The sequence below is a fragment of the Pseudomonas sp. Tav-5-1A genome, from assembly GCF_055755055.1.
Window position 1 is genome coordinate 2,162,246 of sequence record NZ_CM146901.1, and the last position, 24,068, is coordinate 2,186,313.

A 24,068-nucleotide genomic window follows, 5' to 3' on the forward strand; every position below is an offset into this window, starting at 1 on the left:
GCCGCAGTTACAGCTGCGCGTCGAAGACGATGGTTACGTTGCCGGTGTACTGGCGGCCGGTGCGCTTCATCATGGTCGCCACGTGCGGCGCGTCCACCGAGTAATGCAGCCGCCCAGGCCGCCCCGCGGCGACGGCCACGCTCTGGAAGGCCAGCGCCTGGTCTTCGCCCAACGGCAGGGGCAGTGCCTGGACGGGGTTGCCCTTATGGCGAATTTCCCTGGGCAGCGATACCGCCACCACCAGGGGTACCCTGTGGCCACTGATCGGCTCGCGGAGGCTGCATCGGTTGGACAGGAGGGTATCGCACTTGAGGTACATCTTCATGGGCGCCGACGCCGATATCTGGAACGGGTGCACCCGCTCCAGGCGCGGCGGCAAGCGGCTGCCGGCCAACCAGCGTGGCCAGCCGCCGTCGGGCTCCAGCACTACGCGGTGGGAGTCAGCGGGGAAATCCACGCGCAGTTCGTGCAGCACCTTCAGCTCGAAATTGAACGTTACCTGGGCATCGCTGTACTGGCCGTTGCCCAGGTCGATCTGCTGGCCAGGACCCAGGGTGTAGGTGAGGGCACCCCGATAGGTGCCATTGCTCAACGCGAAGGGGTTGGGCGCCTCGAGTTCATAGCCAATGGACACCTGGCTGATCGTGCCGGTGTATGGACCGAGCGGCTCGGGCTTGGGCGGGCGGCTGCAGGTTGTCCAGCCGGCCGGCACTGTCCAGGCGAAACTGTACATGGTGTCATGGCCGGCCCCCGCGCGCCCCCGGCAGTCGCCGCTGCTGGCGCCCTGCGCGCCCGAGGCGTTGGCGACGATGCCGATGCTGCCCACCGTGCCTCCAGACGCCAGGGTGCCCAGGTCGTAGCGGCGCGCCAGCAGGTTGAGGCGAAACTGCAGCGGTACCGTCATCGGGCCGCGGTCATGGCTGACGTTGACGGTTTTCCAGTCGCCGTCCACTCGTTGGTAGCCATGGCCCTCGGGTGGGCCGGGGTTTTGCCACTGACGCTCAATTGTCAGGGGAATGGTGAGGGTGAACTCGCCTGGGCGACAATGGACCGAGCCATTACAGTAGCCTGACTGCGGCGTGGTGTTGGTAAACTTCACCGCGTTCGGCGCGCTGGCACGGGGCGCGAACTCTGCCGTTATCGCCAGCTCGCTGGCCTGGGGTGTAGTGCCGACAAGCACTAGCAGGCTGGGCCCCATGCATCGCATCCAGTTCACGGCGTGTTTCCCCTCTCCTCGTATAGAGGGAAAGATTTTGCCGGTCAGTACGTCATCCGTCTGTAGGGCGATTCCCAAAATGCGCAAACTTACAACTGCGCGTCGAAGACGATGGTCACCTCGCCACTGTACTGCCGGCCGGCGTTCTGCATCATCGCCGCCAGATACGACGGCTCCACCCAGTAATGCATGCGCGCCTGGCGCCCGGCGGCAACCGCCACGTTCTGGAGCTGCAGCGCCTGGGCCTCGCCCAGTGGCAACGGCTGTTCGTGCAGCACGGCGCCGTTGTGGCGCACTTCGCCCGGCAGGGTCACCGCCACCACGATGGGCACCTGATGGCCGCTTAGCGGCTCGCGGATGCTGCACTGGTTGCCCACAGGCGCTGCGCACTTGAGGTACATCTTCATGGGGGCGGATGCCCAGATCAGGAACGGGTGCGTGCGCCGCAGCCGCGTCGGTTGGCGGTTGCCATGCTGCCAGCCGCTGTCGGGCTCCAGCACGGCGTGGTCGCTGCCGTCGGGGAAATCCACGCGCAGTTCATGCTGCACGGTGAGTTCAAAATTGAAGTTGATCTGCTGCTCGTCGTATTGGCCGCTGCCCAGGTCGATCTGCATGCCCGGGCCGAGGCTGTAGCGCAGGCTGCCGCGATAGGTGCCGTTGCCCAGGGCGAAGGGGTTGGGGGCCTCCAGCTCATAACCCACCGAAATCTGGTTGAGGTTGCCTGCATAAGGGCCCATCACGCCGGCCGCGGGTGGCCGGGTGCAGGTGACGACCCCTTCGGGCACGCTCCAGGCAAATGAGTACAGGGCATCGGCGCCGGCTCCCACCCGGCCCTGACAACCGCCTGTGCTTGCTCCCGACACTCCGGCGCGGTTGGCGATGATGCCAATGCTGCCCACTTCGCCGCCGGGCATCAGGGTGCCGCGGTTGTAGCGCCGGCCCAGCAGGTTCAGGCGAAAGCGCACCGGTGCTGGTGCGGCGCCGTTGTCCCCTGTGACCCACACGGTTTTCCATTCGCCGTCGACGCGCTGGTAGTTGTGACCCTCGATGGCGCCGGGGGTTATCCATTCGCGTTGGATGGTCAGGGGAAACAGGATGGTGAAGTCCCCGGGGCGGCAACTTGGGTTGTTATTCGCGCAGTAGCCCGATACCGGCGTGGTGTTGACGAACTTGACGTTGCCGGGCGAGCTGACGCGTGGGATGAATTCGGCGGTGATGTCCAGCTCGCTGGCCCAGCCTGGCGTGGTGAGCAGCGTCAGGCCTAGCGAGGCAAGTTGCAGATGAGCCCTGTTCATGTGGCGTCCCTTCCAATGTGCTTTCAAGAAACAGCCATTGTTGTGGGTAAAGACGGCCTATTCTGTAGGACTTTTCCTAAAGAAACCTCCCGGCGCGAAGTGGCCGGGCGGCTCTCAGATGGAGAAGTTGAACGCCACGGAGATCCGCGGGCGGTCGCCCTCGTAGCGCCGCACCGAGTGCAACAGCCAGGAAGGAAACATCAGCAGCGTGCCGCTTTGCGGCGTGTGGGCGTGGCCCGCGCCGGCGCCCAGGCAGCCTTCGATGCGCATGCGCAGCGCCGGGTTGAGCAGCATGGGCGTGATGCCGCGCGGGTCGACGAACTCCAGTTCACCGCCCACTGCCGGGTCATCGGCGCGGCCGCCGTCATCCACCCAGTACACCCCGGACCAGAATGAGCCCGGGTGGCCGTGCAGGGCGTTGGCGTGGCCGCGACGGTTGATGTTGGCCCAGGCGCTGTAGTTCCACTTCAGGTGCGCCTCGATCAGGCCATGTTCCGGCGAGCTGACGGCCGACAGCTGGTTGGCCAGCTCCTGGGCGAAGGCCAGCAACTGCGCGCCGGGTTCACCGGCCCAGTCGGTGAAGCCGTCGTCCGACTGCCAGCCGCCCAGGTTGCTGTGCTGGGTGCCGGGATGGGACTCGCTGCGCGCCAGGATCACCGTCTTGAGGCGTTCGTTGAGGTGCTCGAAGTCCGGGTGTTGCAACGCGGCGATGGGCGTGGGGAACAGCCGGGTGATCTTGATCTGGTCGGGGTCGACCTGCGGTGGGAAGTTGGACTCGGACATGGCGGGGCTCGCGGGCGGAGGAGGTGGCAATTATCGCCCAGTGCGCGCCCCCCGCGCCAGCGGGCGGGTGGCGAGCCTGTGATCCAGGCCGTATCCAGCCTGTGACCTGGCCTGTGACCTGGCCTGTGACCTGGCCTGTGACCTGCTGTTGATCTGCTGTTGATCTGGCTTTTGCTCTGGTTTTTGATTTTGCTTTTGATCTTGATTGTATGCCCCGTAAAGCGCCCGGGCCGACTGGAGGCGTCGATCAATGGGCTGCCCGAAGGGCCGAGGCCGCAGGCCGAAGAGACGGTAACCCGCAGGCTTCTATAGCGGGTGCCGTCTGCCCGTTGAGCGGCGCCGGAAGGAGGGGACCCGTAGCGAAGCGTAGGGCCCAAGCAGGGGCAAGCCTTTTTTGCTTACTTTTTGTGGCGTTTGACAAAAAGTGAGTCGCCGTAAGGGCGAAACGGTCAGTGGTCGCACCGCGAAAATGGATATGTCCGAAACCCTCAAAAGCGGGATCCAAATACCGTGAACATATCCATTACCGAGGGTGATGCAGAATCACCTTTCCGGCCTTACGCCGGGTCACTTTTTGGCAAACGCCCCAAAAAGTAACCAAAAAGGGCTTGCCCCTGCTTGGTCCCTACGCTTCGCTGCGGGTCCCCTCCCTCCGGCGTCGTCCAAGCGGCCGACGGCCCGGAATAGAAGCGCCTCCGGTTCCGTCTTCCCCGGCTACGCCGTGGACCGCTTGGCCAACGCCTCCAGTCGGCCCTGGCGCTTTATGGGGCACACAATCAAGATCAAAGGCCGCACGGGATCAAGATCAAGATCAAAATCTACGGCAGTGGGCAGTGGGCAGTGGGCAGTGGGCAGTGGGGAGTGGGCAGTGGGCAGCTGCCGCTGCCGCTGCCGCCAGCGCTACGCCGCCGCAGCCTCCTGCGCAGCCACCAACCTCTGCAAAAACGTCGCCAACGCCACTTCCTCCAACCGCAACCCTTTACGCTTGCGCGGCTTCGGCAGTTTGGCCAGCTCCCCCAGCACATACCGCTCCAGCACGGCCGGGTGGATGTAGCACTTGCGGCATACCGCCGGGGTGTTGCCTAGGGTACGCGCCACGGCCTTGACCATCTCGACGATTTGCCGCTTGGCCTCCGGCTCGGGCTGCCAGTGCAACTCGCGCAGCATGGCCAGGGCCAGCGCGCTGCCAGCCCAGGTGCGGTAGTCCTTGGCGGTGAAGTCGGCGCCGGTCATTTCGTGCAGGTAGGCGTTGACGTCGTTGGAGCTGACCGTGTGCCGCTCGCCATGCTCGTCCAGGTACTGGAACAGGTGCTGGCCGGGCAGCTCCAGGCAGCGCTTGATGATCCGCGCCAGGCGCTTGTCGCGCACCGATACCCGATGTTCAACGCCGCTCTTGCCGCGAAAGTGGAACTCGATGGCGCTGCCTTTCACCGCCACATGGCGGTTGCGCAAGGTGGTCAGGCCGTAGGAGCGGTTGTCCCGGGCGTACTGGGTGTTGCCCACGCGGATCAGCGTGGTGTCGAGCAGCGAGATCACCGTGGCCATGATCTTGTTGCGGTCCAGGCCGGGCAGCGCCAGGTGCCCCTCCAGTTGCTTGCGCAGCTTGGGCAGGGCCTTGCCGAACTCGATCATGCGCGCGTACTTGTCCTGGTCACGCACCTCGCGCCAGCGTGCGTGATAGCGGTACTGCTTGCGGCCACGGGCGTCACGGCCGGTGGCCTGCAGGTGGCCGCGCGGGTCGCTGCAGATCCACACGTCGGTGTAGGCGGGAGGTACGGCCAGGGCGTTGATGCGCTTGATCTCTTCGGCGTCGCCCACGCGGCCGCCATCGGCGTGGAAGTAGACGAAGTGGTCGCCCTGGCGCTCGCGGCGAATGCCCGGTTGCTGGTCGTCGACGTAATGCAGGTCCGGGGGCAGGTCGGGCAGGTCGGCGGCGATGTCGTTGATTTCGGCCATGGCGCATAGGTTTCCAGGGGGGCATGAAGGATGGACCACGGCCTGTGCCGCAGGTGCCATCGGCGTGTGGGCCCCGGAAACAGGGGCTTCGGAAATTTCCTCGTTTCGTTCGGAAGCGTCCGACTTTTCGCCCAAGTCGCGTCGCCAATAATTCGCTCCGTTGACTGCCTGGGCCTGCTCGCCCGGCCTGGCGGTCGGTAGGGCAGGCGTGCTGCCCACTCAACGAATACAACGGAGATCCACCATGAAAAAGCTCTTCCTCGCCTTGCCCCTGGCCCTGTTTGTCGTCGGTAATGCGATGGCTGTCGACCCCATCGAGAAGCAAGTGACGGTGACGGCTGTCATCCCGACCGACAGCTTCTATGTGGAGCCAGTGGGTGGCAACTGGATGAACGATCCGCAGGAAATGGCCTGGAACCCCTTCCAGCAGACCCTGACCCCGATCAGCAAGCAACTGCAGGTCAAGAGCACCACCGGTGCCATCTCCGCCTATGTGCTGACCCCGCCGGTAATGACCAGCGGCGCCAACAACATTGGCCTGCAGGTGTCAGTGGCCGGCAAGGCGTTGACCACCACGGCTGCCCAAGTGGTAACAGCTGCCCAGGCAGCACCCGGCAGCACCGTATCGTTCCAGGTAGCGGCCTTGGGCGACGGTTCCACCTACGTGCCGGGTGCCTATCAGGGCGTGGTCAACATGATGTTCGAAACCGTCACCCCGCCGGGTAACTGATCGCGTTTCACCTTTATTACCGTTCCCGACCCGTGCCCCGTGGCGCGGGGCGGGCGCGGTTTACCCGTGAACCGTAGATGGCGCCTGTCATGAACCTTGCATTTTTCATTCGCCTGGCGCTGGGTTGTTGTGCCGCGTCATTGTGGTGTGCCCAGGCCCAGGCGGCGCCCTCCGCGCCGACCCCGCTGGGCGTGCTGAGCCAGGCCGAGAACCTGCCCAGCGATTTCAGCGAACATTTCTTCGACGTGCCGCTGGCCGTGCGCGTCGACCTCGATGGCCGTTTCCTTGGCGAAGCGATGATCGTGCTGTCACGCAATGAAACCGTGCAACTGCTGGAGTTCACCCAGGTGGACGAAAGCCACGAACCCGATGCCACCCGCCAGCGCTGGCGCGACCTGCTGGTGGACGGCCGGCCCTTGGGCAACTGCCTCAAGGACTGCGCCCAGGACCTGGTGGCCCTGCACTACAGTCTGGTGAACTCGCAGCTGTCGATTCTGACCCGTGCCGTGGAGCAGGACCCGGCCCAGGCACGCTTCTATTCGCTGCCCGAGCAGGGCAGCCGCGGCCTGATCGTGCGCAACCAGCTCAACCTGGCCCGCGACGGCGACCAGACCAGCGGCCGCTACGCCCTGCAGGGGCAGAGCAGCCTGGGCAACTGGACCGGCCTTGCCAACGTGCAGGCTGACCGCAGCAACGAGGTCGGTGCCCAGTCTCGCCACCGCGTCGACCAGCTGTACGGCGAGCGGCTCAGCCCCGCGCATTTTTTCCGCCTGGGCTATTTCACGCCCAGCTCCCAGGGCCTCACCCGCCAGCCGCGGCTGATGGGCTCGAGCCCCGACGCCACGGTGGGGGTGATGTTCGGCAGCAGCGACAGCCTGGCCATCAACAACGGCGCACCCAGCAGCACGCCGATCTACGTCACGCCCAACCGTCCGGGCGTGGTCGAGATCTACCGCAACGGCCAGCTGATCAATAGCCAGCCGGTGCAGGCTGGCCTGCAAGCCATCGACACCCGCGTGCTGCCCGGCGGTATCTACGAGGTGGAGGTGCGCCTGGTGGAAGACGGCCAGGTGACCTCGCGCACCCCCGAGTTCATCTACAAGCCCGGCAACTGGGCCAACCCCGAGCAGCGCTGGCGCTACAACCTGTTCGCCGGCCAGCAGCGCGACCTGCTCAGCAACTGGGACAACCAGGATGAGGAGGGCGGCCTGAGCGCTGGCGTGCTCACCAACTACCTGCTGCACCCGCGCGCCGTGGTCGGCCTGTCGGCCCAACGCGTCGACGACCGCATGCAGTACGGTACGTCGCTGGACTGGGACCCCCATGACCGCTTCAAGTTGTTCGGCAACCTGTACCACACCCAGGACCAGGGCGATGGCTTCGACCTGCAGGGCATCATCAACTACGAGCGCGGCAGCCTGGTGGCCAGCCACACCCGCGCCTGGACCGAGCCGCCCAAGCTGGACCGCCGCGATAACCCGCGCCGCTACAGTAACTGGCGCGGCGGCCAGACCCGGCAAAGCTCGCTGTCCCTGAGCCACCGCCTGACCCGTGAAAACACCGTCAGCGCGCGCCTGTCCCACAGCAGCGGCGCCATCCAGGGCATGGCCATGGACCTGGGCTGGGCCTACCACGGCACCCTCAAGGGCTCGGACGCCACCTGGCGGCTGTCGCTGTTCGACCGCCCCGGCACCTATAGCTCGGGCAGCCAGCGCAACCGTGGCGTCAACCTGAGCCTGAGTCTGGCGCTGGGCAAGCCCGGCCAGCGCCTGTCGGCCAGCGTCGGCAGCCAGACTTCGCGCGATGGCGGCCGCGACCAGACCGCCACGCTCACCTACCAGCAGGACCTGCAGCACCACACCCTGCGCAGCGTCTCCGGCTCGGTGTCGGCGGACCGCTACGGCGCCGGTTTCGGTGCCAACACCCAGTTCCACAACGGTTACCTGTTCGGCGATGCCTACGCGCAGAACTCTTCCTACAACGGCGAGCTGTCGGGTGGCCTGAACCTGGAAAGCACCCTGGCCCTGGGCGAAGGGCACGTGGCCATGAGCGGCGAGTACGGGCTGTATGACGCCGGCCTGATCGTCGACGTGGATTCGGATTTGGCGCAACTGGACCTGCGCGCCGACGATATCTCCGGCGCCAGCACCGCCTTGCACCCGGGGCGCAACGTGATCGCGGTGCAGGCCTACAAGTCCGGCAGCGTGCAGCTGGACTTCGCCGGCCGCGATGCCCACGCGGCGGTGATCCAGCCGGCCAGCCTGGGCTACCACCTGAACAAGGGCGGCGTGGAGTACCGCCAGGTGCGGGTGATGCGCACCCTGACCGTGCTCGGGCGCCTGCTGGACGGACAGGGGCAGCCGCTCAGGGGTGCGCTGGTGATCAACCATGCCAGCCGCAGTGTCAGCGAGGCCGACGGCTTCTTCGCGGTGGAGATGAGCGAGTCCACGCCCACCCTCGAAGTGCGCCACAAAGGCGCCAGGGTGTGCTTCCTGCGCCTGGACGCCAGGCACGCGCGGCGTGAGAACGAAGTGCTGCTGGTGGGCGACCAGCGTTGCACCACCGACACCCTGGCCCAGGCCGATGGAGCGGCGGGCGAGGGCGCTTAGGCCGCCATCGGCACGAAGGTAACTCGGAAATTTCGACGGGGTGTTTGGGAATCGGCCTACATCCCGCGTCGATCAGTTTTCCAATAATGGGCGCAGTCGCCGGCCACCTGGCAGCGCTGCCCCGTCACTGCAAGGTCAACCATCATGAAACGACTCATCGTTGCCATCGCCTGCCTGTTGCCCGGGCTGCTGCAGGCCGCGCCGCAACTCAATATCGGCGGCCTCTATGACTACCTGGACGGCAACCGCAGCACCCAGCTCAAGCGGGTGCGCAACGGCGGCGACAGCACTGCTTTCGTCAAGGTCAGCGTGGCCGAGATCGTCTATGCCGCCGACGGCACCTCGCGCGAGGTGCCCATGGACGGCCTGCCGGCCGAGCAGCGTGCGCTGGTGGCCAGCCCGGCGCGGCTGATCGTGCCGGCCAACGGCATGCAGGCCGTGCGCCTGCTGTACCGCGGCGAGCGCGATCGCGAACGCTACTTCCGCCTGCGCTTCATCCCGGTGCTGCCCCAGGTCAACGACGGTTTTGCCCTGACCCAACAGGAAAGCGAGCAGTACAAGGATTCGCTCAAGGCGGGGGTGAATATCCTCGCCGGCTACGGCTCGCTGCTGTTCGTGCGGCCCCAGGCCACCCGCTTCGACACCCAGGTGCTGCAGGAGCCGGGGCGCTTCCTGGTGCCCAACCAGGGCAACAGCACCGTGGTGCTGGACCATTTCAACGACTGCGACGCCAGCGGCCAGCAATGCGAAGTCACCACCAAGCACCACCTGCTGCCCAATTCGCGTCGCAGCTTCACCAAACAGCCGGGGCGCCAGTACCGGTTTGAATTGATCGAGGGCGAGCAATCGCGCCAGGTCGAGTTTCGGGGTTGAGCAGCGATTTGCCAGCCCCAGCGAGGATGCCATGTACAGAGCGATGATTGTCGATGACCACCCGTTTATCCGCGCCAGCGTGCGGTTGCTGTTGGAGAAGATGAAGATCAGGGTGGTGGCCGAGCTGGACAACGGCGTGGACGCCCTGGCGGTGATCCGCGACTGGATGCCCGAGCTGCTGGTCCTCGACATCGCCATGCCCCGGCTCGACGGCATGGAGGTCATCGCGCGTATTCGGGACATGCAGCTGCCGATCAAGATCCTGGTGCTGACGTCTCAGGCGCCGGACTATTTTTCCCTGCGCTGCATGAAGGCCGGCGCGGCCGGCTACGTCTCCAAGTCCGACAACCTCAACGAGCTGACCAAGGCGGTGCAGGCCGTGCGCAGCGGCTATTCGTACTTTCCCGACGTGGCCTTGAGTTCGGTGCACCGTGGCGACAGCCTGGACAGCGAGGCCCAGTGCATCGCCCGGCTCACCGACCGCGAGCTGCTGATCCTGCAGCAACTGGCGCGCGGGTACAGCAACAAGGCCATCGGCCACGAAATGCTGCTGAGCAACAAGACCGTGAGCACCTACAAAACCCGCCTGATCGAGAAGTTGCGGGTCAAATCCCTGGTCGACCTGGCGGATCTGGCCAGGCGCCATGCGCTGATATAGGACGCCGCGATGAAGGCACGGATGCTGTGCTGGCTGTGGCTGTGGCTGGCGTGCCCGGCGCTGGCCGATGACGCGGCGCCCATGCTCTACGGCCGCTCGAACCTGGCCGCGGCTGAAATCGAGCAGCTGGAGCTGACCGATGATGACCGCCGCTGGCTATGGCAGCAGCGCACCCTGCGCCTGGGCGTCAGCCAGCCCGAATACGCGCCGTTCGATGTGCTGGGCACCGGCCGCGAGTACGAAGGCATCACCGCCGACTACGCGGCGCTGGTGGCCACGCTGCTGAACCTGAGCGTGGAAGTGGTGCGTTACCCATCACGGGCGGAGGCGCTGGCGGCGGTGCGCGATGGTGCCATCGACATGCTCGGGACCTCCAATGGCTTCGAGGCGTCCATGGCCTACCTGGTGCTGTCCGAAGCCTACGCCCAGGACGATTCGGTGCTGGCCACCCGCACCGACGATCGCACGGCACTGCTCAGCGGCCTCGATGACCGCCGCCTGGCCATGCAGGAGTTCTACCTGCCGCGCGAGATGGTCACACACCTGTACCCCAACGCCCACCTGCAGCTCTACCCCTCGACGCTGGCGGCCCTGGGGGCGGTGGCTTTCGGCCAGGCGGATGTGTTCCTGGGCAACGCCCTGGGGGCCTATTACCAGATCAACAAGGGCCAGCTCAACGGCCTGTTCCTCAGCCACCTGGTGCAGGCGCAGAGCAACCATTTCGGCTTTGCCCTGTCGCCGCGCAACAGCCGGCTGCTGGCCCTGGTCAATACCGCGCTGCAGGCCATTCCCGAGAGCGAGCGGCGGGCTATCCTGGGGCGCTGGAGTGTCGGCGGCGTCAGCATCGGCCAGCGCCGCGAGCTGGGGTTGAACGCGGCCGAACAACGCTGGCTGGCCACTGCGCCGACGCTGCGGGTATTGATGGACGACCAGTTCCTGCCGGTCAGCTACCGCGATGCCCAGGGCCGCTACCGGGGCATCAGCGCCCAGGTGCTGGACGTGATCGGGCAGATGACCGGGCTGCGCTTCGACGTCCAGTCCGGCACCACCCTGGAGGCGATGACCGAGCAGGTGGAACGCGGCGAGGCCGACCTGATCGCGGCCCTGCCGCAAAGCCGCGCCCGCGAGGAGCACCTGGGGTTCACCCGCGCCTACCTGAGCAGCCCGCGGGTGCTGGTCACGCGTGACCAGCGGGGCACTGCGCAGTCGCTGGAGCAACTGAGCGGCAAGCGCCTGGCGCTGATCCATGGCAGCTTCATGCGCGACCGGGTGGTCGACCAGTACCCTGCCATCATCCCTGTGGGCGCGCGCAGTGCCGACCATGCGCTGACGCTGGTGGCCGAGGGCAAGGCCGATGCGGCGATCCTCACGCTGATTGGCGCGCGCTATCGTATCCAGCGCCAATATTCCGGGCGGCTGCGCATCAGTGCCACGCTGCCGGTGCGCCCGGCCAGCCTGGCGTTCGCCACCTCGCGCCAGGCCCACGAGCTGCTGTCCATCCTCAATAAGGCGCTGTTGGCCATTCCCCCCCAGGAATTCAACGACCTGGCCGCCCGCTGGCGCGGCGAAGTGGTGCTGGAGGATAGCTTCTGGTCGCGGCACCGCTGGCACATCGTGCAACTGCTGATCACCACCCTGGTCCTGCTGGGCCTGCTGCTGGGCTGGCTCAGCCAGCTGCGGCGCCAGGTCAAGCGCCGGCGCGAAGCCGAGGCCAAGCTGACCGACCAGCTGGAGTTCATGCGCGAGATGATCGATGGCACGCCGCACCCGCTGTACGTGCGCGACCGCAGCGGTGAGCTGGTGACCTGCAATGCCAGTTACCTGGAAGCGTTGCAGGTGCTGCGCGACGAGGTCATCGGCAAGCCCGTGGGGCAGACCATCGCCCTGACCGCCGAGCAGGCCGAGGACTACCAGCAGGCCTACCTGGAGGCCATGGACGCGGGGGAAAAGGTGGTCGAGGACCGTGAAGTGCAATTGCGCAGCGGCGAAACCAAGACCATCTACCACTGGGTGCTGCCCTACAAGGCCGGCGACGGCCAGATCGCCGGCCTGATCGGTGGCTGGGTCGACATCACCGAGCGCCAGCGCCTGCTGCTGGCCTACCAGCAGGCGAAGGAGCAGGCCGAGGCCGCCAACCACGCCAAGACGGTGTTCCTGGCCACCATGAGCCACGAGATCCGCACACCGATGAACGCCATCACCGGCATGCTCGAACTGGCGCTGAAGAAATCCCAGCAGGGCCGCCTGGACCACCTGTCAATCGAAGTGGCGGCCGGCGCTGCCAGTGGCCTGCTGGCGTTGATTGGCGACATTCTCGACATCACCCGCATCGAGACCGGCCAGCTGACCCTGGCGCCCGTGCCCACCCTGTTGATGGCCCATGTGGAGGCCGTGGAGCGGCTGTTCCAGGGGCAGGCGCGGCACAAGCGCTTGCGCCTGGCCCTGGAGGTGCAGGGCCAGGCCGACACCCCGGTCATGCTCGACCCGCTGCGCTTCAAGCAGATCATCTCTAACGTGATCAGCAATGCCGTGAAGTTCACCCAGCGCGGCCAGGTCCTGGTGCGGGTGGTTTTCACCCCGAAAGACGCCGCCGTGGGGGTGCAGTTGACGATCAGCGACACCGGCGTGGGCATCCCGCCCGACGAGCTGTCGAAACTGGGTGCCGCGTTCGCCCAGGCCAGCAATCATCAGCACTCGGCCCGCGAAGGCTGCGGGCTGGGGCTGAACATCAGCCGCACCCTGTGCGCCATGATGGATGGCAGCATGAGCCTGGACAGCACCCTGGGCGAAGGCACGCAGGTGGTGATCGAACTGCAGCTACCGCGCGCCGAGGCCGTGCCGCCGCCCAAAGTGGCGCCGGAGGTGCCTAGCCAGGGCCCGGCGCTGAACATCCTGGTGGTGGACGACTACCGCGCCAACCGCATCCTGTTGCAGCAGCAACTGGCGTACCTGGGCCACCGGGTTACCCTGGCCGAGGACGGTGGCAGCGGCCTGCGCGCCTGGTTGGGCGGGCAGTTCGACGTGGTCATGAGCGACTGCAACATGCCGGGCCTGGACGGCTACCAGCTGGTGCGCGCGATTCGCGTGCACGAACGCCGGCAGCGCCGCCCGCGCTGCCGCGTGCTGGGCTTCACCGCCAACGCGGTGCCCCAGGAACGGGTGCGTTGCCTGGAAGCGGGCATGGACGGTTGCCTGTTCAAGCCCCTGGGCCTGACCGAGTTGGCCGTGGCCCTGCAGCCTGGCCAGGGTGGGCAGGTGACGGTGGCGCCGGCCAGCGACGGCATCGACCTGGCGTCACTGGAAGAGCTGACCGCGGGCGACAGCGTGGCGCTCAAAGGCCTTCTCGGCGATCTGGTGGAGTGTTGCCGCCAGGACCTGGGCAGCCTGGCCATGCTGGACGTCGAGGCCGACCGCGAAGGCATCGCCAACCTGGCGCATCGGGTCAAGGGCGGCGCGCGCATTATCCGTGCTGCGCAGGTGCTGGAGGCGTGCGAGCTGGTGGAGCGGGCGTGCGCGGATGCGCAGCAGCCGTTGGCGGGCAGGGTGGAGCAGTTGCGCGATGCGCTGCAGGAACTGACCGCGGGCCTGGAGGTCCGCTGCCGCGCCTGACCCCGTAGCAGCGGCCCCAGGCCGCGTCCGGTCGCGCCGCGGTACTTCAGTTGCGCTGCGGCGCTACCGGACGCGGCCTAAGGGCCGCTGCTACGTGCCTATTTGTTGTACTTGTCCAACCGGCTCTTCACCCGGTCGGTAATCTCGATGCAGTCCTTCACGTTGCCCTTGTCGCGGGCTGCGGCGGCAGAGTCGATGTCCTTGCCCACCAGCTCGTGCACTTTCGGGTCAGTGGTGGCAGCGCTGTTGATGCGGTCCTGCAAGCGCTGGATGTTCGCGTTGCACGTCTCGGTCTCGCCGGCGGCGCTGGCCTGGAAACTCAACGCCCCTGCCAGCACCAACAGCCCACAGCTCAAGATTCGCTTCATGGATGACGTCCTCGATCAATTGGTTGAACCATCTCGTTTAGGACAAGCACAAGCCAGTGTAGATGGCTTATTTGGTACGACAGATGTTGTTGTCGCTTCGTTCAGACAAAGATGCAGGCAAAACGCTTGCAGGACGGGACATGGCTGGCAGGCATTTGGTTAATGTATATAATCATTAATCGTATTATCCATGTGCCACCACAACCACAACAAGAGATGCACACCATGCCTGTACGTCCCGCTTCCCCGCGGCCGGTATTGACCGTCGCGCTGTGCTGCGCCGTGGCCTTGCTCGAAGGCTTCGACCTGCAATCCACCGGTATAACCGCACCCTTCCTCGCCAAGGCCTTCGGCCTGGCACCCGCACAGTTGGGCTGGGTATTCAGCGCCGGGCTCATGGGCCTGCTGCCCGGCGCCTTCCTGGGCGGCTGGCTGGCCGACCGTGCCGGACGCAAGGGCACCTTGCTGGCGGCGGTGCTACTGTTCGGCGCCTTCACCCTGTTCACCGCCCATGCCAGCAGCTACCCCGGCCTGTTGCTGGCGCGGCTGCTGACCGGCCTCGGCCTGGGCGCGGCGCTGCCCATCATCATTGCCGTGGCCAGCGAGGCTGCAGCGCCGCGGCTGCGCAGCACCGCCGTCAGCCTGACCTATTGCGGCGTGCCACTGGGGGGTGCGCTGGCCTCGCTGATCAGCCTGTCGGGGGTAGGGGAGCAGTGGCGCACGGTGTTTCACATCGGCGGCCTGGCGCCGCTGCTGATCGCCGTGGCCCTGCTGGTGTGGCTGCCGCGCCTGGGCGTGGCGGCAACGTCGCAGCGTGCCGAGGGCTCGCCCGCCGGCCGCCTGTTCAGCCAGGGGCGGGCGCGGCAGACGCTGCTGTTGTGGCTGGCGTGCTTCTTCACTTTGACCGTGCTGTACCTGCTGCTGAACTGGCTGCCCTCGCTGCTCATGGCCAAGGGCTTCGACCGCGTGCAGGCCGGCTGGGTGCAGGTGCTGTTCAACCTCGGCGGCGCCGCAGGCTCGCTGCTGACCGGCCGGCTGATGGACCGCCGGCGCACCGGGCTGGCGGTGGTGATCGCCTACCTTGGCATGCTGGTGGCCCTGGCCGGCCTGGGCCTGGCCGCGACGTTCACCGGCATGGCGCTGGCCGGCGTGCTGGGCGGCTACTGCTGCATCGGCGCGCAGCTGGTGCTGTATGCGCTGGCGCCACGGGTCTACCCGGCGGACATGCGCGCCACCGGCGTGGGCGCGTGCGTGGCGGTGGGGCGCCTGGGGTCCATGGCCGGGCCGCTGGCGGCGGGGCAGATCCTGGCGGCAGGGGCGGGTGTGGGCGGGGTGCTGCTGGCGGCCTCGCCGGGGCTGGTGGTCGCGGCGCTGGCGGCGTTGGCGTTGGTCGGTGAAGGGAGGGGTAAGGCTTTTTCTGGAAATATAGTTAATAGTATTAACGATTAATTGACGTAACCAGTTTTAGCCATTACTGTCTCTTCATCCACAACGCACAGCCCAAGAACAAGAGGTGTGAAATGAGCCGCTACGCAAACCGCTGGCAGACCGTGACCGTCGACGTCGAGGACGGCATCGCCTGGGTAACCCTCAACCGCCCGGAAAAACGCAACGCCATGAGCCCCACCCTCAACCGGGAAATGCGCGACGTGCTGGAAACCGTCGAGCAGGACGCCGACGCCCGCGTGCTGGTGTTGACCGGCGCCGGCAGCGCCTGGACCGCCGGCATGGACCTCAAGGAATACTTCCGCGAAGTGGACGCCGGCCCCGAGATCCTGCAGGAGCGCATTCGCCGTGATGCCTCGGAATGGCAATGGAAACTGCTGCGCCTGTACAGCAAGCCGACCATCGCCATGGTCAACGGCTGGTGCTTTGGCGGCGGCTTCAGCCCGCTGGTGGCCTGCGACCTGGCCATCTGCGCCGACGAGGCTACGTTCGGCCTGTCGGAGATCAACTGGGGCATCCCACCGGGCAACCTGGTGAGCAAGGCCATGGCCGACACCGTGGGCCACCGCCAGTCGCTGTACTACATCATGACCGGCAAGACCTTCGACGGGCAGAAGGCCGCCGAGATGGGCCTGGTGAACAAGAGCGTGCCGCTCAACCAGCTGCGCGAAGAGGTTATCCTGCTGGCCCAGGACCTGCTGGACAAGAACCCGGTGGTGCTGCGCGCGGCGAAGAACGGCTTCAAGCGCTGCCGCGAACTGACCTGGGAGCAGAGCGAGGACTACCTGTACGCCAAGCTCGACCAGGCGCAGCTGCGCGACCCCGAGCACGGCCGCGAGCAGGGCCTCAAGCAATTCCTCGACGACAAGAGCATCAAGCCCGGCCTGCAAGCCTACAAGCGCTGACCCGTTGTGGGAGCTGGCTTGCCAGCGAGTTTTGCGGGCCCCTGAAAATCTCGCTGGCAAGCCAGCTCCCACACGTACCGTCGTGACAACGCATCATTCCCGACAACCATAACAACGAGGAATGCACCATGTTCGAAGTCCCCTTGCTGATCGCCGGCAAGGCCGTGGGCGCCCGCGACGGGCGCACGTTCGAGCGCCGCTGCCCGATGACCGGGCAGGTGGTGTCGATTGCCGCGGCCGCCACCCTCGAAGACGCCGACGCCGCAGTGGACGCTGCCCACGCGGCGTTCCCGGCCTGGGCCGCGTTGGGCCCCGGCGAGCGTCGCAACCGCCTGCTGCGCGCCGCCGACGGCATGCTCGCGCGCAGCGCCGAATTCATGGCCATGGCCGCCGAGACCGGGGCCATGGCCAACTGGTACGGCTTCAACGTACAACTGGCGGCCAACATCCTGCGCGAGGCCGCAGCGCTGACCACCCAGGTCAACGGCCAGGTCATCCCGTCTGATGTGCCCGGCAGTTTCGCCATGGCCCTGCGCCAGCCGTGCGGCGTCATTCTCAGCATTGCGCCGTGGAACGCGCCGGTGATTCTCGCTACTCGCGCCATCGCCATGCCACTGGCGTGCGGCAACACCGTGGTGCTCAAGTCCTCGGAGCTGAGCCCGGCGGTGCACCGGCTGATCGGCCAGGTGCTGGAGGACGCCGGCATCGGCGCCGGCGTGGTCAATATTCTCAGCAATGCCCCGGCCGATGCCGCGGCCATTGTCGAGCGGCTCATCGCCCACCCGGCGGTGCGCCGGGTCAATTTCACCGGCTCCACCCATGTCGGCCGTATCATCGGCCAAGTGGCGGCGCGGCACTTGAAGCCGGCGTTGCTGGAGCTGGGCGGCAAGGCGCCGTTCCTGGTGCTGGCCGACGCCGACCTGGACGCAGCGGTGGAGGCGGCGGCCTTCGGCGCCTACTTCAACCAGGGGCAGATCTGCATGTCCACCGAGCGGCTGATCGTCGACACGGCGGTGGCCGATAACTTCGTCGCGCGGCTGGCGCGCAAGGTCGCCGGCCTGCGCGCCGGTGACCCGGCGGACAGCCGCTCGGTGCTCGGTTCGCTGGTCGACCCTGCGGCGGCCACGCGCCTCCAGGCGCTGGTGGCCGACGCGGTCAGCCTGGGCGCCACCCAGGTGTGTGGTGGCGCGGTGCAGGGCAGCGTCATGCAGCCAGTGCTGCTGGACCACGTGACCCCGGCCATGCGCCTGTACCACGAGGAGTCGTTCGGCCCGGTGGCTGTGGTGCAGCGCGCCGATGGCGACGAGGCGCTGCTGGCGCTGGCCAATGATTCGGCCTTCGGCCTGTCGGCGGCCATCTTCAGCCGCGACACCAGCCGCGCGTTGGCCCTGGCCCAGCGCCTGGAGTCGGGCATCTGCCACATCAACGGCCCCACCGTGCACGACGAGGCGCACATGCCCTTCGGCGGCGTGAAGGCCAGCGGCTACGGCAGCTTTGGTGCCAGCGCCGCCATCGAGCAGTTTACCCAGCTGCGTTGGGTAACGCTGCAGAACGGCCCTCGTCACTACCCAATCTAACCGCAACCCCATTAACTGCTTCCAATAACAACAAGCAGAGGGACATCGCGTGAATCGTTCAATGGCAGCGGCGCCCTGGCGCGCCGTGAACATCGGCCACCCCCAGGTGCAGGTCGATGAAGTGCAAGGGGTGCTGCACATGCGCGCCCTGGAACCGCTGCAGGCACACCCCCAGCGGCTGATGGAGCGCCTGGTGCAGTGGGCCCAGGCGCGCCCGCAGCAGACCTTCGCCGCCCGCCGCGACGGCCAGGGCCAATGGCAGCGCATCAGCTACGCGCAGATGCTCGAACGCACCCGCGCCATCGCCGCGCGTTTGCTGGGCTTCAACCTCAGCGCCGAGCGGCCGCTGGTGATCCTGTCGGGCAACGACCTGGAGCACCTGCAGCTGACCTGCGCCGCGTTGTACGCCGGCATTCCGTATTGCCCGGTGTCGCCGGCCTACTCGCTGGTGTCGCGGGACTACGGCAAGCTGCGCCACATCATCGACACCCTGACGCCAGGCCTGGTGTTCGCCAGCGATAGCGCCTACCTGCCAGCTATAGAGGCAGTGCTGCCAGCGGATGTGCCGGTGATCTTTGCTGATGGGCAGGCGCCCGGGCTGGCCTTCGATGAACTGCTCGGCGCTGCCGACCCAGCCCTGGCGGACGCGGCGTTCGCGGCCGTGACCGCCGACAGCATCGCCAAGTTTCTCTTCACTTCGGGCTCCACCAAGCTACCCAAGGGCGTGGTCACCACCCAGCGCATGCTCTGCGCCAACCAGCAGATGCTGCTGCAGACCTTTCCCGAGTTCGCCGACGAGCCGCCGGTGCTGGTGGACTGGCTGCCGTGGAACCACACCTTCGGGGGCAGCCACAACGTCGGCATCGTGCTGTACAACGGCGGCAGCCTGTACATCGACGACGGCAAGCCCACGCCCACGTTGTTCGCCGAGACCCTGCGCAACCTGGGCGAGATCTCGCCCACGGCCTACCTCACCGTGCCCAAGGGCTGGGAGGAGCTGGTCAGCCAGCTGGAGCAGGACGGTGACCTGCGCGAGCGCTTCTTCGCGCGCATGAAGCTGTTCTTCTTCGCCGGGGCAGGGCTGTCGCAATCGGTGTGGGACCGCCTGGACAAGGTTGCCGTGGCCCACTGCGGCGAGCGCATCCGCATGATGGCCGGGCTGGGCATGACCGAGACCGCGCCGTCGTGCACCTTCACCACCGGGCCGCTGGCGGTGGCCGGCTACGTCGGCCTGCCGGCGCCTGGCTGCGAGGTCAAGCTGGTGCCGCGCGACGGCAAGCTGGAGGTGCGCTTCCGTGGCCCCCACGTGATGCCGGGCTACTGGCGCGCGCCGCAGCAGAGCCGCGAGGCGTTCGATGAGCAGGGTTATTACTGCTCCGGCGACGCCGTGCGCCTGGCCGACCCGCAGAACCCGCAGCTGGGGTTGATGTTCGATGGCCGCATCGCCGAGGACTTCAAGCTGTCCTCGGGGGTGTTCGTCAGCGTCGGGCCGCTGCGCACGCGGGTGATCCTCGACGGCGCGCCGTACGTGCATGACGTGGTGGTGGCGGGCCCGGATCGCGAGCGCCTGGGGCTGCTGATTTTCCCGCGGCTGGACGAGTGTCGGCAGTTGGCAGGGCTGGGTGCCGATGCCACGGTGGCACAGGTGCTGGCGGCAGCACCTGTGCAAGCCTGGCTGGCGGACCTGCTGGGGCGTCTCAACCAGCACGCCACTGGCAGCGCCAGCCGCATCGACTGGGCGAGCCTGGCGCAACAGCCGCCGTCCATCGACAGCGGCGAGATCACCGACAAGGGCTCGATCAACCAGCGCCTGGTGTTGCAAGGCCGCGCCGCGCTGATCGACGACCTGTACGCCGGCAAGGTACCGCGTACCCTGGCCCGATAACGCGGCCCGCGGCCGCTGCTACGTAGCAGCTGCCGCAGGCGGCGTCCACAGGCTCAGGCGTTACCCTGATACACCTTGCGCAACAACCCCAGCAACTGCTCGCGCTCTTCGGCGCTCAGGTTCGCCGTGGCTTCCTGGTCGCTGCGCGCGGCCACCTCTTTCAGTTCTTTGAGCAACGCCTCGCCGGCCTTGCTCAGGAACAGTCCATAGGAACGCTTGTCCGGCTTGCAGCGCACCCGCAAGGCCAGCCCGCGTTCTTCCAGCTTGTTGACCATGGGCACCACCTGCGGCGGTTCGATGGCCAGGCTCTTGGCCAGTTCCGCCTGGGTGGGGCCGGGGTTCTGGGCGATGATCGCCAGGGCGGAAAACTGCGCCGGGCGCAGGTCATAGGCATTGAGCTGTTCCACCAGGTGCTGGAACACCTGGATCTGCGCGCGGCGCAGGGCATAGCCGATCAGATCGTCGAGCACGCCGGTGTCCAGCGGGTCGGGGGTGGTGGGCGGGGAGCTGGGAGTGGCCATAGTATCGGGCTTTTATTAGGGGAATCGTTAACCAGTATAACGGTTTATCCCGCCCCTGGTGTACCACCTTGCCGGACGACGAAGGGCAGGGGCGGCGACTTGACGAACGCACGGAGGCAGCGAATACTGGTTCAAGATTCATATAGATGACTACATAACTAAAAGAGCCCGTCTGCCATGAACAGTCTTTCCAGTGACGAGCGCCTGCCGCTGTACCAGCGCTTGCGCGACCAGCTCGCCGAGCAGATCGCCAGCAACCGCTGGCAGCCTGGCGCGGCCATTCCCACCGAGTCGGCGCTGGCGGCCGAGTACGGCCTGTCGATCGGCACCGTGCGCAAGGCCATCGACCAACTGGTCAGCGAGTCGCTGCTGGAACGCCAGCAAGGCCGCGGCACCTTCGTCCGCCGCCCGCAATTCCAGTCCTCGCTGTTCCGCTTCTTCCGCTTCCAGGACGCCGACGGCGCGCGCCAGGTGCCGGAAAGCCGCATCCTTTCCAATGAAGCCCTGCAGGCGCCTGCCGACGTGGCCCATGCCCTGGCCCTGGAGCCCGGCGCCCCGGTCATCCGCCTGCTGCGTCTGCGCCTGATCAACGCCCAGCCGCTGCTGGTGGAAGAGATCTGGCTGCCCCACGAACCGTTCGCCGCCATCCTCGACCACGACCTCAATGCCCACGGCCCGCTGCTGTACCCGGTGTATGAAAGCCTGTGCGGGCAGGTGATTGCCGCCGCCGACGAGACCCTCACCGCCGAAGCGGTCAGCGAAGTGCACGCGCGCCTGCTGCGCGTGGACGCCGGCAGCCCGGTAGTGGTGATCGAACGGGTGGCGCGCAACTACGCCGGCCAACCGCTGGAATGGCGGCGCTCCTGGGGCCACGCCCGGCACTTCCGCTACAGCGTTGAAATCCGCTGACCTGTCCCACCCATAAGGATAAGAAAACATGTTCACCTGGTATCGAGACGTCACCGCGCGCGAGCGCAAGACCTTCTGGGCCTGCTTCGGCGGCTGGGCGCTGGACGCCCTGGAAGTGCAAATGTTTGGCCTGGCGATTCCAGCGCTGATCGCCGCGTTCGCCCTGAGCAACACCCAGGCCGGGTTGATCAGCAGCGTCACGCTGATCACGTCGGCGGTGGGCGGCTGGCTGGGTGGCACGCTGTCGGACCGTTATGGTCGGGTGCGCACCCTGCAGTGGATGATCCTGTGGTTCTCGCTGTTCACCTTCGCCTCGGCGTTTGTCACCGACTTCAACCAGTTGGTGGTAATCAAGGCCCTGCAGGGCTTTGGCATTGGCGGCGAATGGGCGGCGGGTGCGGTGCTGATGGCCGAGAGCATCCAGGCGCGCTACCGCGGCAAGGTCATGGGCACGGTGCAGAGCGCCTGGGCCGTAGGCTGGGGCACCGCGGTAGGGGTGTTCACGCTGATCTATTCCTTCGTGCCCGCGGACTACGCCTGGCGGGTGATGTTCCTGGTGGGCCTGCTGCCGGCCATCCTGATCATCTACGTGCGCCGCAGCGTGCCGGAGCCGGACAGCTTCCTGCGCCAGCAACAGGCCAAGGCCGCGCCCTTGAACCTGTTCGCGGCCATGGCGGCCATTTTCCGCCCGCAACTGCTGCGCGTGACCTTGCTGGGCGGCCTGCTGGGCCTGGGCGCCCACGGCGGTTACCACGCGGTGATGACCTGGCTGCCGACCTTCCTCAAGACCGAGCGCAACCTCTCGGTGCTGAGCTCGGGCGGCTACCTGGCGGTGATCATCGTCGCCTTCTTCTGCGGCTGCGTGGCCAGTGGTTTCCTGGTGGACCGCATCGGCCGGCGCAAGAACATCATCCTGTTCGCCTTCTGCTGCGTGCTGACGGTGCAGGCCTACCTGTTCCTGCCGCTCACCAACCAACAGATGCTGTTCCTGGGCTTCCCCCTGGGCTTCTTCGCCGCCGGTATTCCCGCCAGCCTCGGCTCGTTGTTCAACGAACTGTACCCGGCCGATGTGCGCGGCGCCGGGGTGGGCTTCTGCTACAACTTCGGCCGCGTGGTGGCCGCGGTGTTCCCGGCCATGGTCGGCCACCTGAGCGCGAGCATGTCCCTGGGCTCGGCCATCGGTATCGACGCCGGCATCGCCTACGGCGTGGCGATGATCGCCGCCCTGGCACTGCCCGAAACCCGCGGCCGCAGCCTGGTCGCCGAGACCCCGGGCGCCACCCCCAAGCCTGTGGCGGGCACCCACCCGTCACGGGCCTGACCCCATCACTCCATGCAGACCATCACCATGCCACTGACCGCCCCCTTGCCGATCCTCGGCATTGACGCCCACGCCCACGTGTTCGGCCGCCAGCTCGACTTCGTCGACGGCCGCCGCTACACCCCGGACTACGACGCCACCCTGGCGCAATGGCTGGGTCACCTGCGCGAACAGGGGCTAAGCCACGGCGTGCTGGTGCAGCCCAGCTTCCTGGGCACCGACAACAGCCACCTGCTCCAGGCCCTGGCCGCTGCCCCCGAGCAGCTGCGCGGGGTGGCGGTGGTGGCGCCGGACGTCAGCCAGTCCCAGCTCAAGCGCATGGCCCGGCTGGGCGTGTGCGGCATCCGCCTGAACCTCATGGGCCAGGCCTTGCCGGACCTGGCGTCGCCCACCTGGGCGCCGCTGCTGGAAACGGTGGCGGAGCTAGGCTGGCACGTGGAGCTGCACCGCCAGATCGAAGACATTCCCAGCCTGTGGGCGGCGCTGCAGCGCTACGGCTGCAAGGTCGCCATCGACCACGTCGGCCGCCCCCACGCCGGTTTCGGCGCCAGCCACGCCACCTTCCAGCGCCTGCTGGAACTGGGCGACGGCAAGCGCACCTGGGTCAAGCTCTCCGGGGTCTACCGCCTGGGCGGCACCCACAGCGAGAACCTGTCGTTCGCCCACGACGCGGTGCCGCTGCTGATCGAGCACTTCGGCGCCGACCGGCTGATGTGGGGCAGCGACTGGCCGCACACCCAGCACGAGCGGCAGGTGAATTATGCAGGTGAGTTCGAGCTGTTCCAGAGCCTGGTGCCGTGGGCGGCGCAGCGGCGGGCGATTCTGTGTGATGGGCCGGGGAAGCTGTTCGGCTTTTGAGGCTGGCGTCGTAGCCGCAGGGTTGGCAGTGCGGCTACGAGCGTTTGGCGGGGTACAACTTTAGTGACGAGTGATCCAGCGCTGTGCCTAGTCCTGAAGTTCGGCGGCCAGTACAGGCACCGCCTCCAGTCGTGCCTTGAGCTGATCGACGTAGGCCTGTGCTTCTTCCTCGGTGCGGAAGGTCACGGGGTCGTCGTTCAGCCAGACCAGGCAGGAGGAATCGTTGTTGTTTTTTTCGATCTTGATCTTCATCCGTAAAGCCATCTGCAGTTTTTGTGCGGGCGATAGTAGCCGAATCTTTCGCCACGTCAAATGTATCTTGAGGTGTCTAAAACGCGGCTTTCAGCGATTTTTAGGGTTTTGCTAGTAAATACTGGTATTTCGCTAGCATTGAAGGATCGTTCGATATAAACAATCAAGCCTGTCTGTGTCGTCGCTGAAAAACAGACCTGGGGCGCACGACCTGTAGCAGCACTGTCTTTGTGGGAGCTGGCTTGCCAGCGAGTTTTCAGGCCTCAACAGCTCGCTGGCAAGCCAGCTCCCACAGTA

General features: G+C 66.7%; 19 protein-coding genes. 12 read left to right on the forward strand and 7 right to left on the reverse strand.

Translation table 11 applies throughout. The features are described from left to right. Window positions 1-7: 7 nt before the first annotated feature. The 4 genes from AC0J42_RS09855 to AC0J42_RS09870 form a co-directional block, all read right to left on the reverse strand. Window positions 8-1,207 (reverse strand): hypothetical protein, encoded by a 1,200-nt coding sequence (locus tag AC0J42_RS09855; protein WP_473006833.1) that lies wholly within the window; start codon window positions 1,205-1,207, stop codon window positions 8-10. Window positions 1,208-1,305: 98 nt separating this feature from the next. Next, a complete protein-coding gene (locus AC0J42_RS09860) occupies window positions 1,306-2,511 on the reverse strand; it encodes a hypothetical protein (protein WP_473005991.1) in 1,206 nt (401 codons plus the stop codon). A gap of 114 nt (window positions 2,512-2,625) precedes the next feature. Further along, a complete protein-coding gene (locus AC0J42_RS09865; protein ID WP_473005992.1) occupies window positions 2,626-3,294 on the reverse strand; it encodes a TIGR02466 family protein in 669 nt (222 codons plus the stop codon). A 900-nt stretch (window positions 3,295-4,194) separates the two neighbouring features. Next, complete coding sequence (locus tag AC0J42_RS09870) at window positions 4,195-5,250, reverse strand: DNA topoisomerase IB (RefSeq protein ID WP_473005995.1); 1,056 nt, start codon at window positions 5,248-5,250, stop codon at window positions 4,195-4,197. Window positions 5,251-5,494: 244 nt separating this feature from the next. On the opposite strand from AC0J42_RS09870, the gene AC0J42_RS09875 reads away from it, so the two are divergent. From AC0J42_RS09875 to AC0J42_RS09895, 5 genes are all read left to right on the forward strand, one after another. Beyond that, window positions 5,495-5,980 (forward strand): CS1 type fimbrial major subunit, encoded by a 486-nt coding sequence (locus AC0J42_RS09875; RefSeq protein WP_473005996.1) that lies wholly within the window; start codon window positions 5,495-5,497, stop codon window positions 5,978-5,980. 89 nt (window positions 5,981-6,069) lie between these two features. Beyond that, entirely contained in the window at window positions 6,070-8,589 is a 2,520-nt protein-coding gene (locus AC0J42_RS09880) for a TcfC E-set like domain-containing protein (RefSeq protein WP_473005998.1), read from the forward strand. Window positions 8,590-8,733: 144 nt separating this feature from the next. Then, the gene (locus AC0J42_RS09885) at window positions 8,734-9,462 is read left to right on the forward strand and encodes a molecular chaperone (protein WP_473005999.1); all 729 of its coding nucleotides are present in this window, start codon (window positions 8,734-8,736) and stop codon (window positions 9,460-9,462) included. A 31-nt stretch (window positions 9,463-9,493) separates the two neighbouring features. Further along, window positions 9,494-10,120 (forward strand): response regulator, encoded by a 627-nt coding sequence (locus tag AC0J42_RS09890; RefSeq protein WP_416423372.1) that lies wholly within the window; start codon window positions 9,494-9,496, stop codon window positions 10,118-10,120. Between the two features lie 9 nt (window positions 10,121-10,129). Next, a complete protein-coding gene (locus tag AC0J42_RS09895) occupies window positions 10,130-13,729 on the forward strand; it encodes a transporter substrate-binding domain-containing protein (RefSeq protein WP_473006000.1) in 3,600 nt (1,199 codons plus the stop codon). Between the two features lie 98 nt (window positions 13,730-13,827). Here AC0J42_RS09895 and AC0J42_RS09900 read toward each other — a convergent pair whose 3' ends face one another. Further along, the gene (locus AC0J42_RS09900) at window positions 13,828-14,097 is read right to left on the reverse strand and encodes a hypothetical protein (RefSeq protein ID WP_416423374.1); all 270 of its coding nucleotides are present in this window, start codon (window positions 14,095-14,097) and stop codon (window positions 13,828-13,830) included. Window positions 14,098-14,322: 225 nt separating this feature from the next. Here AC0J42_RS09900 and mhpT point away from each other — a divergent pair, with 225 nt between their 5' ends. The 4 genes from mhpT to AC0J42_RS09920 all read left to right on the forward strand — a co-directional run bounded on the left by mhpT (window position 14,323) and on the right by AC0J42_RS09920 (window position 19,910). Beyond that, window positions 14,323-15,546: a 3-(3-hydroxy-phenyl)propionate transporter MhpT gene (mhpT, locus tag AC0J42_RS09905; protein WP_473006001.1), complete on the forward strand. Its 1,224-nt coding sequence runs from the start codon at window positions 14,323-14,325 to the stop codon at window positions 15,544-15,546. Between the two features lie 71 nt (window positions 15,547-15,617). Then, window positions 15,618-16,448, forward strand: a complete 831-nt coding sequence (locus AC0J42_RS09910; RefSeq protein ID WP_416423376.1) for a p-hydroxycinnamoyl CoA hydratase/lyase — start codon at window positions 15,618-15,620, stop codon at window positions 16,446-16,448. 128 nt (window positions 16,449-16,576) lie between these two features. Next, window positions 16,577-18,025, forward strand: a complete 1,449-nt coding sequence (locus AC0J42_RS09915) for an aldehyde dehydrogenase (protein ID WP_473006003.1) — start codon at window positions 16,577-16,579, stop codon at window positions 18,023-18,025. A 61-nt stretch (window positions 18,026-18,086) separates the two neighbouring features. Next, window positions 18,087-19,910, forward strand: coding sequence for a feruloyl-CoA synthase (locus AC0J42_RS09920; RefSeq protein WP_473006834.1), 1,824 nt, complete (start codon window positions 18,087-18,089; stop codon window positions 19,908-19,910). 53 nt (window positions 19,911-19,963) lie between these two features. Here the strand turns inward: AC0J42_RS09920 and AC0J42_RS09925 are convergent, their stop codons facing one another. Next, window positions 19,964-20,431 (reverse strand): MarR family winged helix-turn-helix transcriptional regulator, encoded by a 468-nt coding sequence (locus AC0J42_RS09925; RefSeq protein ID WP_416423378.1) that lies wholly within the window; start codon window positions 20,429-20,431, stop codon window positions 19,964-19,966. Window positions 20,432-20,608: 177 nt separating this feature from the next. On the opposite strand from AC0J42_RS09925, the gene AC0J42_RS09930 reads away from it, so the two are divergent. Genes AC0J42_RS09930 through AC0J42_RS09940 form a run of 3 tightly spaced genes read left to right on the forward strand, consistent with a single transcriptional unit; the run spans window position 20,609 to window position 23,519 of the window. Further along, window positions 20,609-21,340: a GntR family transcriptional regulator gene (locus tag AC0J42_RS09930; protein WP_416423379.1), complete on the forward strand. Its 732-nt coding sequence runs from the start codon at window positions 20,609-20,611 to the stop codon at window positions 21,338-21,340. Between the two features lie 28 nt (window positions 21,341-21,368). Next, on the forward strand, window positions 21,369-22,661 hold the full coding sequence (locus AC0J42_RS09935; protein WP_473006005.1) for an MFS transporter: 1,293 nt from the start codon (window positions 21,369-21,371) through the stop codon (window positions 22,659-22,661). A 27-nt stretch (window positions 22,662-22,688) separates the two neighbouring features. After that, window positions 22,689-23,519: an amidohydrolase family protein gene (locus AC0J42_RS09940; protein ID WP_473006006.1), complete on the forward strand. Its 831-nt coding sequence runs from the start codon at window positions 22,689-22,691 to the stop codon at window positions 23,517-23,519. Window positions 23,520-23,606: 87 nt separating this feature from the next. Here the strand turns inward: AC0J42_RS09940 and AC0J42_RS09945 are convergent, their stop codons facing one another. Beyond that, window positions 23,607-23,771: a hypothetical protein gene (locus AC0J42_RS09945; RefSeq protein WP_416423382.1), complete on the reverse strand. Its 165-nt coding sequence runs from the start codon at window positions 23,769-23,771 to the stop codon at window positions 23,607-23,609. Between the last annotated feature and the right edge of the window lie 297 nt (window positions 23,772-24,068).

Bases quoted from the DNA above. Each gene is read 5' to 3' on its own strand.
- AC0J42_RS09855 (WP_473006833.1), bottom strand. From the start codon at position 1,207: ATGCGATGCATGGGGCCCAGCCTGCTAGTGCTTGTCGGCACTACACCC.
- AC0J42_RS09860 (WP_473005991.1), bottom strand. From the start codon at position 2,511: ATGAACAGGGCTCATCTGCAACTTGCCTCGCTAGGCCTGACGCTGCTC.
- AC0J42_RS09865 (WP_473005992.1), bottom strand. From the start codon at position 3,294: ATGTCCGAGTCCAACTTCCCACCGCAGGTCGACCCCGACCAGATCAAG.
- AC0J42_RS09870 (WP_473005995.1), bottom strand. From the start codon at position 5,250: ATGGCCGAAATCAACGACATCGCCGCCGACCTGCCCGACCTGCCCCCG.
- AC0J42_RS09875 (WP_473005996.1), top strand. From the start codon at position 5,495: ATGAAAAAGCTCTTCCTCGCCTTGCCCCTGGCCCTGTTTGTCGTCGGT.
- AC0J42_RS09880 (WP_473005998.1), top strand. From the start codon at position 6,070: ATGAACCTTGCATTTTTCATTCGCCTGGCGCTGGGTTGTTGTGCCGCG.
- AC0J42_RS09885 (WP_473005999.1), top strand. From the start codon at position 8,734: ATGAAACGACTCATCGTTGCCATCGCCTGCCTGTTGCCCGGGCTGCTG.
- AC0J42_RS09890 (WP_416423372.1), top strand. From the start codon at position 9,494: ATGTACAGAGCGATGATTGTCGATGACCACCCGTTTATCCGCGCCAGC.
- AC0J42_RS09895 (WP_473006000.1), top strand. From the start codon at position 10,130: ATGAAGGCACGGATGCTGTGCTGGCTGTGGCTGTGGCTGGCGTGCCCG.
- AC0J42_RS09900 (WP_416423374.1), bottom strand. From the start codon at position 14,097: ATGAAGCGAATCTTGAGCTGTGGGCTGTTGGTGCTGGCAGGGGCGTTG.
- mhpT (WP_473006001.1), top strand. From the start codon at position 14,323: ATGCCTGTACGTCCCGCTTCCCCGCGGCCGGTATTGACCGTCGCGCTG.
- AC0J42_RS09910 (WP_416423376.1), top strand. From the start codon at position 15,618: ATGAGCCGCTACGCAAACCGCTGGCAGACCGTGACCGTCGACGTCGAG.
- AC0J42_RS09915 (WP_473006003.1), top strand. From the start codon at position 16,577: ATGTTCGAAGTCCCCTTGCTGATCGCCGGCAAGGCCGTGGGCGCCCGC.
- AC0J42_RS09920 (WP_473006834.1), top strand. From the start codon at position 18,087: ATGGCAGCGGCGCCCTGGCGCGCCGTGAACATCGGCCACCCCCAGGTG.
- AC0J42_RS09925 (WP_416423378.1), bottom strand. From the start codon at position 20,431: ATGGCCACTCCCAGCTCCCCGCCCACCACCCCCGACCCGCTGGACACC.
- AC0J42_RS09930 (WP_416423379.1), top strand. From the start codon at position 20,609: ATGAACAGTCTTTCCAGTGACGAGCGCCTGCCGCTGTACCAGCGCTTG.
- AC0J42_RS09935 (WP_473006005.1), top strand. From the start codon at position 21,369: ATGTTCACCTGGTATCGAGACGTCACCGCGCGCGAGCGCAAGACCTTC.
- AC0J42_RS09940 (WP_473006006.1), top strand. From the start codon at position 22,689: ATGCCACTGACCGCCCCCTTGCCGATCCTCGGCATTGACGCCCACGCC.
- AC0J42_RS09945 (WP_416423382.1), bottom strand. From the start codon at position 23,771: ATGAAGATCAAGATCGAAAAAAACAACAACGATTCCTCCTGCCTGGTC.